This is a genomic window from Paenibacillus sp. FSL H7-0331, from assembly GCF_001956045.1.
The window spans coordinates 15,285-29,074 of the sequence record NZ_MRTH01000057.1; the positions used below are offsets into that span (position 1 = coordinate 15,285).

9 protein-coding genes and 1 pseudogene are annotated in these 13,790 nt (G+C 48.0%); 8 read left to right on the plus strand and 2 right to left on the minus strand.

Features of this window, described 5'->3' with window-relative positions; all coding sequences use genetic code 11:
- Nucleotides 1–15 precede the first annotated feature (15 nt).
- From BK127_RS38510 to BK127_RS38545, 8 genes are all read left to right on the plus strand, one after another.
- Nucleotides 16–1,188, plus strand: a complete 1,173-nt coding sequence (locus BK127_RS38510) for a galactokinase (RefSeq protein WP_076237979.1) — start codon at nucleotides 16–18, stop codon at nucleotides 1,186–1,188.
- Between the two features lie 249 nt (nucleotides 1,189–1,437).
- Entirely contained in the window at nucleotides 1,438–2,424 is a 987-nt protein-coding gene (gene galE / locus BK127_RS38515; RefSeq protein ID WP_076237980.1) for a UDP-glucose 4-epimerase GalE, read from the plus strand.
- A 32-nt stretch (nucleotides 2,425–2,456) separates the two neighbouring features.
- Nucleotides 2,457–4,055 (plus strand): UDP-glucose--hexose-1-phosphate uridylyltransferase, encoded by a 1,599-nt coding sequence (locus BK127_RS38520; RefSeq protein ID WP_083689908.1) that lies wholly within the window; start codon nucleotides 2,457–2,459, stop codon nucleotides 4,053–4,055.
- Between the two features lie 237 nt (nucleotides 4,056–4,292).
- Complete coding sequence (locus tag BK127_RS38525; protein WP_076237981.1) at nucleotides 4,293–6,503, plus strand: methyl-accepting chemotaxis protein; 2,211 nt, start codon at nucleotides 4,293–4,295, stop codon at nucleotides 6,501–6,503.
- A 314-nt stretch (nucleotides 6,504–6,817) separates the two neighbouring features.
- Nucleotides 6,818–8,275: a circularly permuted type 2 ATP-grasp protein gene (locus tag BK127_RS38530; RefSeq protein ID WP_076237982.1), complete on the plus strand. Its 1,458-nt coding sequence runs from the start codon at nucleotides 6,818–6,820 to the stop codon at nucleotides 8,273–8,275.
- Nucleotides 8,276–8,339: 64 nt separating this feature from the next.
- Complete coding sequence (locus BK127_RS38535) at nucleotides 8,340–9,299, plus strand: alpha-E domain-containing protein (protein ID WP_256711633.1); 960 nt, start codon at nucleotides 8,340–8,342, stop codon at nucleotides 9,297–9,299.
- Entirely contained in the window at nucleotides 9,296–10,159 is an 864-nt protein-coding gene (locus BK127_RS38540; protein ID WP_076237983.1) for a transglutaminase family protein, read from the plus strand. The genes BK127_RS38535 and BK127_RS38540 overlap by 4 nt, the downstream gene beginning before the upstream one ends.
- 226 nt (nucleotides 10,160–10,385) lie before the next feature.
- Entirely contained in the window at nucleotides 10,386–11,582 is a 1,197-nt protein-coding gene (locus BK127_RS38545; RefSeq protein ID WP_076237984.1) for an EAL domain-containing protein, read from the plus strand.
- On the opposite strand, the pseudogene BK127_RS46130 reads toward BK127_RS38545, so the two are convergent.
- Both BK127_RS46130 and BK127_RS38550 read right to left on the minus strand, forming a co-directional pair.
- Nucleotides 11,578–11,741 (minus strand): annotated as a pseudogene (locus BK127_RS46130) (IS1634 family transposase); the annotation flags it as partial. The gene BK127_RS38545 and the pseudogene BK127_RS46130 sit on opposite strands and share 5 nt — an antisense overlap.
- Nucleotides 11,742–11,937: 196 nt before the next feature.
- Nucleotides 11,938–13,790, minus strand: a 1,853-nt coding sequence (locus BK127_RS38550) for an S-layer homology domain-containing protein (RefSeq protein ID WP_144026687.1), incomplete at its 5' end; no start/stop codon positions are given.

Consider the following 13,790-nt stretch of genomic DNA (forward strand, 5'->3'; position numbering starts at 1 on the left):
ACAGGCGGTGTAATGATGGCAGACTTACAAGCATTGAAACGTATATTTGTTGAAAAATTCGGTGAAGACGATGAAGCTATCCGAGTATTTCATGCTCCTGGTAGAGTTAATCTCATAGGTGAGCATACGGATTATAACGGCGGTTACGTATTTCCCGCTGCGCTTACTTTCGGAACGACGATGCTGGTTCGCAAAAGACAGGATGGACAGCTCGGGTTTGCGTCAACCAATTTCCCTGAACACAAACATATTTCCATTCAAGGTATCGTATTCGACAAGGCAGACGACTGGATCAACTATCCGAAGGGGATTATTGACCAATTGCAGCAGCAGGGAATTGAAATTGGCGGCTATGATATTTTATATAGCGGAGCAATCCCGAATGGCTCTGGCCTATCCTCATCTGCCTCGATTGAGGTTGTTACGGCGTATGCATTGTTAACACTGGAAGGCCAACCGACGGATAAAGTGAAGATCGCGCTGCTGTCCCAGAGAGCGGAAAATCAATTTATGGGCGTGAACTGTGGTATTATGGATCAATTTGCGGTAGCTATGGGTAAACAGGATCATGCCATTCTGTTAATGTGCGATACGCTGGAGTACAAGCATGTGCCATTTGACAGTGGGGCCTATAAGCTGGTTATCGGAAACACGAACAAAAAACGTGGGCTTGTCGATTCAGCGTATAACGAAAGGCGCTCCCAATGCGAGCAGGCGGTTGCAGATTTGCAAGGTCAGTTCCCACAGCTGACACTGCTCGGTCAATTGACGCTGGAGCAATTCAATGAGTACCAGCACTTGATTTCCGATGAAACCGTACGCAGACGTGCGCAGCATGTTGTTGAAGAAATTCATCGTGTTCTGGAATCGATGAAAGTGCTGGAGAAGGGTGATCTGGAAGGCTTTGGGCAGCTGATGATTGGCTCCCACAATTCGCTTCGCGATCTTTATGAAGTTACCGGTCTGGAGCTGGATACGATGGTCGAGGAAGCTTTGAAGGTGCCAGGCGTGCTCGGTTCAAGAATGACCGGGGCTGGCTTCGGCGGTTGTACAGTTTCTCTTGTGCATGAGGATAGCGTGGATACCTTCATAGAACAGGTAGGCACGAATTATAAGGAAAAAACCGGTTTGACAGCCGATTTCTACGTATGTACGATCGGCGATGGCGTTAAGGAAATTACGGAGTGATGACTAGTAATTATTGATTTCTTTGCAGTTACGATTGTGAAATATCGATGAATCAAAAGCGGAGCGGACGATGTGTTCTGGAGAAGCGAAGCGTTTGCCTTTGTTCATGGATTTCTACCTCTAAATGTCTTATACAATCCAGAAATCCATGAACAACAGCGATCGTAGGAATACTTCGTCCGCGCAGCGGCTTGCATTCATCAGCCCTTAGAGGATAATTTTTTCACTTAATATTAAGGAGGAACTACAATGGCGATATTAGTAACAGGCGGAGCCGGATACATCGGGTCTCATGCCGTAGCCGAGCTACTTGCCCGTAACGAAGAGGTAGTCGTGGTCGACAATTTGCAGCAGGGACACCGGGAGGCTGTACTGGGCGGCAAGCTGTATGAAGGAGATATTCGTGACGCTGCGTTTATGGATACCGTGTTCCAGGACAATCAGATCGAAGCAATCATCCACTTCGCCGCTCATTCATTAGTGGGTGAAAGCATGCAGAACCCGGCAAAATATTATCAAAATAATGTATTTGGTACATTATGTCTGCTTGAGAAAATGAACGAGTACGGCGTCAAAAAAATCGTCTTTTCCTCGACTGCGGCAACCTACGGGGAGCCGGAAAATGTACCTATCCTCGAAAGCGACCGTACCCTTCCGACGAATGCGTACGGTGAGACGAAGCTGGCTATGGAAAAAATGATGCGTTGGTTCGACACAGCTCATCAAATTAAATTTGTATCACTGCGCTACTTTAACGCGGCTGGTGCTCATGCGAGCGGCCGAATTGGTGAGGACCATACGCCAGAGACGCATCTGATTCCAATTATTTTGCAGGTAGCTCTAGGCCAACGTCCACACATTTCGATATTTGGTGATGATTACGCTACCTCCGATGGTACGTGTATCCGTGACTATATTCATGTAACGGACTTGGCTGACGCCCACATATTGGCTGTAGAAAAGCTGCGCAAGGGCGGAGAGAGCAGTGTGTATAATCTCGGTAATGGTACAGGGTTCTCGGTTAAGGAAGTAATCGATATTGCTCGTGAAGTGACCGGTCACCCGATTCCGGCTGTTGTCGAAGCGCGTCGTTCTGGTGATCCGGCTGCGCTTGTAGCCTCGTCGGAACGCGCACGAGCGGAGCTCGGTTGGAAGCCGAAGCACGACCAACTGAAGCAGATCATTGAAACAGCATGGTCTTGGCATCAAAACCATCCTGGCGGCTACGCGAAATAAAGTCGGCATAGAGAAACAGGAGGAAACAGACTGTGGAAGAACAGATTCAAGTAAAGCAAGGAACTAAACAAGATCTTCAAGCGGTGGCTTATGCAGTGGAGCAGTTGCTTGGATTTGGTGTCCGGCAGGAGCTATTGGAGCCGCTCGATTGCTACGATGCGCGTAATTCTCTGCTGGAGCTGCTGCGTCTTGATGAGCCGTACAGCGGCGAAGTGGAGCCGACGACGACTACCAAAGTCGTGGAGCTGCTGGAGCCGCTCCTGGATTATGCGGCAGCTTCCGGAATTATAGCGGATAACAACACGACGCTGCGCGATCTGCTGGACGCCCGCATCATGGGTTTTCTGATGCCACGCCAATCGCAGGTGGCAAGTGCATTCTGGAAGACAGCCAAACTAAGTAGCGCCACGCAGGCAACAGACGCTTTTTACAAACAATGTATCGATTCCAACTATATTCGTGTGGACCGTATTGCCCGTAATCAATATTGGCTATCGCCAACCGAATATGGGGATCTGGAAATTACGATTAATTTGTCAAAACCGGAGAAGGACCCGAAGGAAATTGCGATGCTCAAAAATGTACCGCAAAGTGATTACCCGAAGTGCCTGCTTTGTATCGATAATGTCGGTTATCCTGGAAGGCTGAATCATCCGGCCCGTCAAAATTTGCGTGTGATTCCGCTCAAGCTCGACGGAGACCCTTGGTACTTTCAGTACTCGCCATATGTGTATTACAATGAGCACAGCATTATTTTTGATCAAGAGCATCGGCCTATGAAAATGTCGATGGCGACCTTTTACCGACTTTTTGATTTTATTGATCAATTTCCTCATTACTTTATTGGTTCCAATGCGGACTTACCGATTGTTGGAGGCTCTATTCTGAACCATGATCATTTTCAGGGAGGCAGACATCGGTTTGCGATGGAAAAAGCGCCGGTCGAGCACAGCTTCACCCATCCCGAATACCCTAACGTGCGGCTCGGAATCGTGAAATGGCCTATGTCCGTGATTCGCATATCGGGTCATAACAAGCTGCTGCTCCTTAAGCTGGCAGATACGATTCTGAACGAATGGAAGGCTTATAGCGATCCGAATCATGACATTATTGCCTTTACAGAAACCGAACAAGCAGATAACCTGATTCCCCATAATACGGTGACGCCCATCGCACGAAATAATGAGCGTAACGAATATGAGCTTGACCTGGTGCTCCGCAATAACAGAACCAGTGATAAGCATCCGGACGGAATCTTCCATCCGCATAAGGAGCTTCATCATGTCAAAAAAGAAAATATCGGGTTAATCGAAGTGATGGGACTCGCTGTACTGCCGGGACGGCTACAGGACGAGCTCGCACTGTTGGAACACGTATTGACCGGTGAACTTGCCTTTGATGAACAGATAACCGAATATCCAGAGCATTTGCTGTATAAGCACTGTGCTTGGATTCGTGAATTGCTGGAGGCTCATGGAACGGCGATGCAGGCAGATGCAGCCAGGCAGGTGCTGAAAGCGGCGGTTGGTGACAAGTTCGCAGCAGTGCTGAGGGATGCAGGGGTATACAAGCGTGACGAAGCTGGATTGAAGGGTTTCAAGGCCTTCCTTGCGACGTTAGGTTTTCAATGATAATAGTGCCGTGTGCCCGACCTGTAGAGGTTGGGTGCTTTTTTTTGCATTTTTCCTCATATTGTACGGGTTTTGAGTATCTTTTGACCCCATTCACGGTATTATACCTCACAAAATACACGAAAATACATATAAAATTGGTTGAAAATAGGAAATAGGTCTCACATCTATTCAACCTATGTGTTATAATTGTTAACACTTAAGTTGCGTAGATTTCAAAGGATGGGGGAGAGGCTTATGTTTGATTGGCTGGGGTTTAAAAATGGTTTGCCGCTCTGGTGGTCCTATCGATTGAATCGGGAGTTAAAAGCGGATGTGGAGGATATATTTGAAGGCATAGCTCACACGCGTAAAGAGCTGTTAACCAGCTGGACGGTCGAATATTGGTCGCATCTGGAACGGTTACTGGAGCAAATGGAGCTTATAGACGAGGAACGGACCAAGTCTGTGGAGCAATATGCTTTGTCGATGGACAAGTTGTTTGCGGCTGCTCGCAGCAGAGCGATGGATTTATCTGAAATTTTTTTGCTGGATGAGCAAGCAACTGTCGTATTTTCATCACACTCGGCACATACAGGTGTCCGATATGGTGCTGGAAGCGTAATCTCGGCAGGTCTTGAATATACACATACAGGCAGCAAATGTCTATATGGACCGTTTGCTGATCCATTGACCTTGGAAATCGGTCCAAGCACCTCCGCTTTTCATGACAAAATGACACTCTTGTACATCGTTCCCATCATCAAGGGGGGGATTTGGAAGGGTGCGCTTTGTGGCAGAGTTCCCAACGATGTAATCGGTGACCTGATACAGCGGGAATCAGGACATGTCTACCCGGATTCAGGTGATAATTACATATTTATGGCTCGTCCAGGTTTGAACAAACGGATTGCACCGGGTACAGCGCTGTCTCGAAGTCGTTTTGAGGACCGTACGTTTACCCATGGAGAGAACTTGAAGGATGGCGTTACGACGAATTGGGGCACCGTGTCGGTTAAGGAACATACGGAACTGGAAATTATGTTCACGGACCCGGCTACAGGCAAGCTGCATCCCGGAGTAGCCAACACGATCGCGAATGGCAGCAATTTGTTCGTGGCTTTCCCTGGTTACTCTGACTATCGGCATATCCCTGTCATAGGAAAAGGAGTGACCTTTCAGCTCCCGCATTGTCCGGATGTTTGGGGGATGATGTGTGAAGGCGATTTGGAGGAAGTTTACCGAATTCGCAGTGTTCGCTGGAAAATGATCCGGCTGCAGGTCCCGCTGCTTATTGGATATGCAGCTCTGTCGACAGTGCTGATAACCCTGTTATTTGGACAGTTGCCGACGCTGGCCGCTGCTGGAATTATGGCTGTGTTTAACTTATTGTACGGTTGTATCGTCATGGCTACGCTGCACAAGAAGGCGGCAAGTCCAGTCGTGGATAATTTACAAAAAATCAGCCAATTTATTCGCATTAACGCCGAGGGTAAAGGTGATCTGACGCAACGGCTCGACCATGGGCAATTTGCGCATGATGAGACCAAGGAGTTGGCGATGTGGATCAATAACATGATCGATTCATTGGAGGGGATCATGCTGCAGGTGAAACGCGCTGCTACGGAAGTGCTATCGAGCCAGCAGGTACTGCATCAATCGACCGTGAGTACGGAAGGCTCTACCGAGCGTATGAGTGGGATTATTCATGACATGATTCGAAGTATTCGCCGCCAGCTGAAGGATATCGATATTGCCAAGGATGTTGTCGGGGATATGCAGGGAACCTTACGGGCACTGGAGCTCAAAGCGTCCGAGCAAATTACTGTTGCCCACACGGAAGTAGAGCGAATTGGCGAAAAGATGGGGCAAATCTCCAATAAAGTAGCGGAAACGAACCGGACTATTGTGACATTTATGGAAACGACGCAGCAAATTCGCAGCGTTCTGCAGGTCATTGAGGAAATTTCCAGCCAAACCAATCTGCTGTCGCTGAATGCTTCTATAGAAGCAGCGCGAGTAGGGGAGCATGGCAAGGGTTTCGCGGTTGTGGCCGGGGAAATTCGCAAGCTGGCCGATCGAACGCGCCAATCTACAGAAGAGATTAATGAAACAGTTCAGCTCATATACAAAAATGCGAAGGAAGCCTTTGCCTCGATGGAGGAAGGTACGCTGGTAGTGCAAGAAGGTACGCAGCTTGTCGCGGCGGCTTCGCAAATATTGAGTGGGGCCAATGCTGAGGATGAGCAAAAAACACAGGTAGTCGATGAAGTGGTAGGTCTAATGGAGAAAATCGCCAACGTGAGCATGGAAAATCGCAAAATATCGACCGAGGTGGAAGGTAAGGTTCAGGAGCTGTTGATGGATATTGTCAACGTTCGCCATACCTCTAACTATGTGGAGGTCATTACCGATTTCCTGCAGCAGTTGGTTAATCAATTTCGTCTTACAGAAACTCGACGTAAATAGGGTAATAATGGCTACATTTATAAGATACGCGGGCATGCCGCTTATTCCTGACAATCGGGATAAGCAGGCATGCTTTTTTTCTGAGAAGGCAAATGTAAAGTAATACAAATCGAGATGAAAATTTTGTTAATTTAATGTTATGTATATTGACATAATTTAGCTCTAGGCGTATGATAATCTGTATAAACCTGTTAAATATTCGGAATTTAGTGATTTATCTATCTTTATATGTTACTTATACTATCATTTATTAAGAATTTGAGAGGGGGAACTGGTTTTGCAGCCATTCAAGACTTGCAAAATCGGGACATCACATGACACTAGCCAATCGGTCTCACCATACTCCGTATCCGCTGGAGTCCTTTTACGATGAGATGTTTCAGCATGAATCTGCAGTGCGTTCCCACTACTCACAAGCGTTTAATTGCTTCTCACGTATGAAAGAGGATGAGCTCGCCGCCAGGCAGAAGGCGATGGATCGGCGCATGCTGGAGGAAGGAATCACATTTACGCTGTATCAGCCAGAGCAAACACTTCCGCTTGAACGGACCATTCCATTTGATATGATACCGCGGATTATCCCGAGCGATGAATGGGCTGTTCTGGAGAAAGGACTGTTGCAAAGGGTTAAGGCGTTGAACATGTTCCTTTATGATATGTATCATAAGCAGGAGATTATAGCAGACGGCATCATTCCTCGGAAAATGATTGTGACGAATCGATATTTTCGGCCGGAAATGATGAATGTGGATGTACCTGGAGGCGTATATATCACGACATCCGGGATTGATCTGATTCGTAATGCTGATGGCGGCTATTACGTGCTGGAGGATAATTTACGTTCGCCCTCGGGCTTCTCTTATTTATACAAAAGCCGTTCGGTGATGAACCAGTTGTTCCCTGAATTGGCTTTCTCTTCATCGATCCGGGATGTGGAACATAGCCTGAATCATTTTCTGTCTTCCTTACGCAGCTTGGCCCCGTCCCACAAGGCGGACCCGGTTATTGCCTTATTAACGCCTGGTGAATTTAATTCGGCTTATTACGAACACACCTTCCTTGCACAGCAGATGGGTATTCATCTTGTAGAGGGACGTGATCTGGTTTCGATAGATCACAAAATTTACATTCGCAGCATGAAGGGTTTACAACAGGTGGATGTGCTGTACCGGCGTATTGACGACGATTATCTCGATCCGCTAGCTTTTCAGGCTGATTCCGTGCTTGGAGTCGCTGGTATTATGAATGCCTACCGTGCAGGTAATATTGCCATCGCCAATGCGCCTGGAACGGGCATAGCTGATGACAAGGCGATCTATATTTATGTGCCGGACATGATTCGCTACTATTTAAATGAAGAGCCGATTTTATCCAATGTACCTACGTATTTGCTGGATCGTCCCGACGAGAGGGCTTATGTGCTTGATCGGCTGCATGAGATGGTAGTGAAGGAGACGTCGCTGTCCGGCGGTTATGGGATGTTGATCGGGCCTTCTGCCAGCGAGCAGGAGCTTGCCGCATTTACTGAACAAATCAAACGTGAGCCCGGTCGTTATATTGCACAGCCGACGATGCAGCTCTCCCGTGCACCTGTCATGCTCGACGGTAAGATGGTACCGCGCCATATCGATTTACGTGCATTCGTGTTGGTGGGCAGCGACAGCACCCATATTATTCCTGGAGGACTGACGAGAGTCGCATTAAAGGAAGGCTCATTGGTTGTGAACTCGTCGCAAGGTGGAGGCTGCAAGGATACCTGGGTACTCTCTTAGTGTAAGATCAAAAAGTCGACTTTTTGAACAACCTCTCTTAAAAAATAGACAAGGATGAAAGGTGATGTCTATGCTCAATCGTAATGCAGAAGCTTTATTTTGGGTAGGCCGTTATGTAGAAAGGGCGGAGAATCACGCTCGATTGATCGACGTGCATTATCACATTCAACAAACTGCAGACTTTCAGGATGAGGAGCATAAGTGGGCAAGACTCATTGATGCACTCGGTGCGCGTTATGCGTATGAGCAGCAATTTGAGGCCTTTACCGAAAGAGATGTGCTTTCTTTTATCACCTTGGATCGAGGTTATCCGAATTCTTTATTCTCTTGTGTTGCCCATTCGAGAAATAATTTGCGCACCCTGCGGGAGAAGCTGCCAAGTGAGATGTGGGATGTGCTTAATGCATTTTACTTGTGGCTCGGCGAGAAGCAGGTGGACGATATTATGAAAGATTCGCCCCATGTTTTTTATAGACAAATTAAAGAGCGTATGGCTATGTTCCAAGGTGTTGAGCATTCCGTCATGCAGCGGCAAAATGAATGGCATTTCATCGAAAGCGGACGACTGCTGGAACGAACGGAGAATACGGTTCGTATTCTGCAATCGGTGACAGGCACCCTGTCGGTTGAGGCGACTTCACCATACCCCAGTATGCTCGCTGTGCTGAAATCAGTGAGCGGCTATCAAGCCTTTCGGCGATTCTACGCAGATGGCATGTCGGAGCGGCATATCATGGAATTTATGATTAACAGCGTCAGCTTTCCGCGATCGATTCAATTTTCTTTTACAGAGCTGGAGAAGCACTTGAAGGGCATCCAGCTGGAAGGTCACGGACAGCACCTTCCACATGAGAAAGCGGTCCGTCAGGTTGGCAAGCTGAAGGCAGAGTTGGCTTGTCTGGATGATGAGGATTTTGTACCTGAGCGGGTATCCGCTATTTTGGACCATTTAACGAGCTCCTGTCTGGGACTGGGAGGGACGATGGCGGCTGCCTTTTTTCAATTGGAGGAGGTTGGCGCATGAAGATCGAAATCAACCATGTTACCCGGTATTCGTACCTGGAGTCGGTCATGGACAGTGTCAATGAGCTGCGGTTGACGCCGCGGACCAATTATCGTCAATCCTGTTATCATCATGAGGTCAGCACGGAGCCCAGCGCTTCCCTGTTTACGTATGAGGATTACTTTGGTAATCGGGTTCATTCGTTCTCGATTAACAAGCCCCATAAGGAAATGGTGATCAAGACGAAGGCGATTGTGGTGACACAGGACCAAAGCTCGATCGCTAAGTTCGGATTGCCATATAAGGGACAGTTGGAGCTTCTGCAAGGTGATCATTTGCAAAACCGCTATATTGAGTTTTTGCAGCCGACCTCCTATACAGAAATTAACGAGGATCTTCTTGCTTATGCGGCCCAATATCCCGTTGATGAGGAAGGGTTCTACGCATGGGCGATGTCTCTCATGTCAGGTATTAATAGTGATTTTATTTATGATCCTGATGCCACCAATGTTAATACACAGATCAGTGATACGCTTCGGCTGCGTCGTGGGGTATGTCAGGATTACACACATCTGATGATTGCGGTATGCCGCAGTATGGGGATACCGGCCCGCTATGTGAGCGGCTATCATTTTGTCGGCGACCTGCAGGGCGGCAGCGCTGATTTTGAGCAGGCTTCCCATGCATGGGTCGAGGTACATGTGCCGGGAACAGGATGGTTGGGCTTCGATCCGACCAATAATGCGGAAGTGGATTGGCGGTATGTAAAGCTTGGGCATGGCCGCGATTACAAGGATATTGTTCCTGTGAAGGGTGTGTACCGTGGCACAGCTAAACAAAAGCTGAAGGTTACGGTCGATGTGCGTCTGCTGGAAGGCTAGGGTCTCACACAGTCCAACGGCTCCGTTGTGCAGCAATCCAATCGCATAGAAACTTGATGAAAGCCGCCCAGACGAATTGGTCCCGGGCGGTTTATTGATAGCCATAGACTTATGCATCCCCAATATCAATAAAGAATTGCCACTTTATCCAATCTGCCTTACAATAGCTTTATAATGATGTCAGGAATGGTATCATTTAACTAACGCATGAGGCAGCAGGAGGTGAATGGCGTTGCTGCAAACCAATTCCTTTTTATTAGAAGAACATGAACTGAGACCTTTTTTTCAGCCCATTCTTTCCCTGCAAACCAGAAAAATTATAGGCTACGAGGCGCTTGGGCGTAGAGTTCAAGCTGGCCAAGTACATAGCTTAGGCCCTTTTTTTCAAAACCCGGATATCGATGAAGAAACCCATTTACGGGTAGATCGGATGCTGCGGGAAAAAGCGATATCGACATTAGCGCAATCGGAAGGGGAATCTTTGTTATTTATCAATTTGAAGCCATCCTGGATTTATAAAATATATAAGAAGTCCGGTATACTTCCCACGCTGCAGTTGGTCGAAAAGTACGGCCTGGACCCATCGCGTGTGGTGATCGAGGTAACGGAGGAAGAATTTCACGGAAAGCTCGATGAGTTATCAGAAATTATTGATGTGTACCGTAAGCAGGGCTGTCGGATTGCTATTGATGATATCGGTAGCGGTTACAGCAACTATGACAGGATAGCTTCCTTTAAACCGAACATATTGAAGATCGACTTGAAGCTGTTAAAAAAAAGCGGTCTTCATGACGGATATAAAGCGTTATTAAATTCATTCTCCATTTTGTCTTCACAAATGGGTTCTTCGCTGCTTATTGAAGGTGTGGAAACGAAGCAGGATTTATACCATTCGTTAAAGGCTGGCGCCAGATACGTGCAAGGCTTTTTGTTTTCTGAAGCCCGTGCCGACTTTCAGCCTGCTGATGCTTACGAGACGCTGTTGAAGGAAGAAATACGAATCTACACGGAGAACGAAATCACGCGATATCGCGAGCTGTTTGCCGTACAGGAAAGTCTGAATGATCTGGTAAATTCGGATATGATGATTTCATCGGCAGCCGACGCGGATGCGATGATTGGGAGCTTGCTTACGAATGTGAATGACAATGTGATGCGCATTTATATATGCCGTGAGGATGGATCACAGGTGTCATCCAATTATACAAGACATGCGGAGGATGGGTGGCAGAGGGATGCGCAATTCCAGGGATCTAACTGGATTTGGCGCCCGTACTTTATTCCCAATATGATGCGGATGAACAGCCAACGTCAAGGCATGCTGTCCCAGGTATATACCGATCTGGATACTGCGAGACTGATGCAAACCTTTTCTTGTCCTGTCGGGGATACTCATTATATTTTTCTGGATCTCAATGTGTAGCGAAGCGCTTGGATGGAATCCATTCACCCGTTTGTGAATCCAGCTTGCCGATGCAAATACGACGACTGCGTGATTGTTGCTTCGTTTGGTCCCAGTAGTTCTCGGACTCATAGACGTATGTAATTCTATTTTCTTATTTTTCAGATAGATGAGTAGCATATGATCTCCCCATTCCCGACCCTCGTAACATAAACAACAGCCCTTAATCGCTCCTACTGGAACGACCAAGGGCTGTTGAATCTCATTTCTCGATATCTTGCACTTCGTTAACCTCCAGGAACCGCCGTATGCGGACCCACATGTATGGCGGTGTGAGAGGTCAGGGGCTGACGCCCCTATCCACTCGATTGTTTGTTTAGTCGATCAAGCCGGCATGCTTCAGCAATCTTTGCATCAGCGCAGCCGCTTCGGCGCGCGTCAGGTTCGCTTGCGGGTTCAGCAGCTGGCCGCTGCCGCCTTCGACGATACCTGCCGCAATCATTTGAGCGACCACTTCTTTAGCCCAGAACGAAACGTTAACTGTGTCGCCGAACGGGGCGAGCGTGGCGTCGATTTGTGCTGAAGTCATCGGCTGCAAGTTTTGAGCCAATTTGAAGGCGCGAAAGATCATCGCGATGCCTTGCTCTCTCGTAATTTGGTCTTCACCGCGGAACAAGCCGTTTTCAAAGCCTTCGACGATGCCAAATTCGCTGGCGATCTTCACGGCGTCGTGATACCAAGCCGTTCTGGAAACGTCGCCGAAGTTAGCGGCTTCGACATTTTGATGCATCAAGCCCATACCTGCTGCGACGATCGCGGCAAACTCCGAACGGTTCACGTTGCGGTTCGGCGAGAACGTATTGTTTCCTGTGCCTTGCAGATCCAGTCTGGCTGCGATGTCGTTGACAGCGTCTTGTCCCCAATGGCCTCTTACATCATCGAAATCTTGCGGATTCCAAATGACCGAGTACGTACCGTTGCTGCGCAAATCGTTGATCATCGCGAAGTAACGGTCGTTGATCTTCGTTACAACAGTCGGAACGTGGAAGATCGTACCGTCTAGATTGACTATGACGCCAGTTGTAATCCGGTTCGGATCAATTCCTTCCGGCAATGCGATGTATCTAGGCGCATATCCGTTCAACAAGCCCGGATCAACCGTTTGTCCTTTGTGGGAGAATGTCAGATCCAGTTCAACCGGGTCAACAAGCAATTCATAGCCTTGTGCTTGTGCCGCTTTCCGTGCGCTGTCGCCGAGCGCTTGAGGTGCACGGCTAATTCCTACATTGACTTCAATTTCGGAAAGTGCCGGGTTGTTGTATTGACGCGCAATTTGAGTCAGATCCAGAGCTTTGCCCGGAACCGGATAAATCGCCAGCAAGTTGCCTACTTCCAAGATCGATCCGTTGTCGGTAACAGCTTTCACTTGATCGGCCGTCAAGCCTTTCAATGCAACATTGCCTCCATTCGGAACGATAACGGACAATGTTTCGTTGTTCGTATTCTTCAACAGTTCGTTCAGACGAGCCGGGTCTACTTGAACTATGGTTCCCGAAGCCGTTTCCGTACTGGTTGCGAATGGAGCCGCATTTCTGTTTTTCGTACCGAGGTCTGTGCCCCCTTGAACAGGAGCCGATGCGCCGCCACTGCTGCTACTACCGCTGCTGCTACTACCGCTAGCCTGAAGTCTTATTACGTTCACGGTATATTCACGTACTTCTCCTTTAGGAGCGGTTACTTTTACGATAAAGCTGTTTAAGCCAACGCTTAGCGGATAATTTGCAGTTTTGTCTCCGCTTGTGATCGTAGTGAAAGGACCGCCGTTTACACTGACTTCGATTTTCGAACCTGGAGCAATCGTTGCCGGCGTCCATGCCATTTCAAACTGTCCGTAAGGGACGGTCATCGTATAAGCAAGTATATTCATATCGAACGCAGGCTCGATAATACCGGCAGACGGTGTCAGCGAAGTCAGTCTGGCTACAGGAATTAAAGCTTCTATAGCCGCTGCTAGCGCGGATTTCGCTGCATCTACTTCGGCTTGCGTCGCGTTCGGTTTAGCTAATACGGTATTTGCGTCATTCAAGACAGTTTGCATCGCTTGCCAGCTGGCCGGTGTGTAGAAAGCCGCCGTTACGCTTGCTGCCTCCGACGCTTTGGCGCGCAACGGAGCAAGGTCTACGAGTGCATTACGTGCCGTTGCCAACTTGGATAAAGCTTGTCCGATCT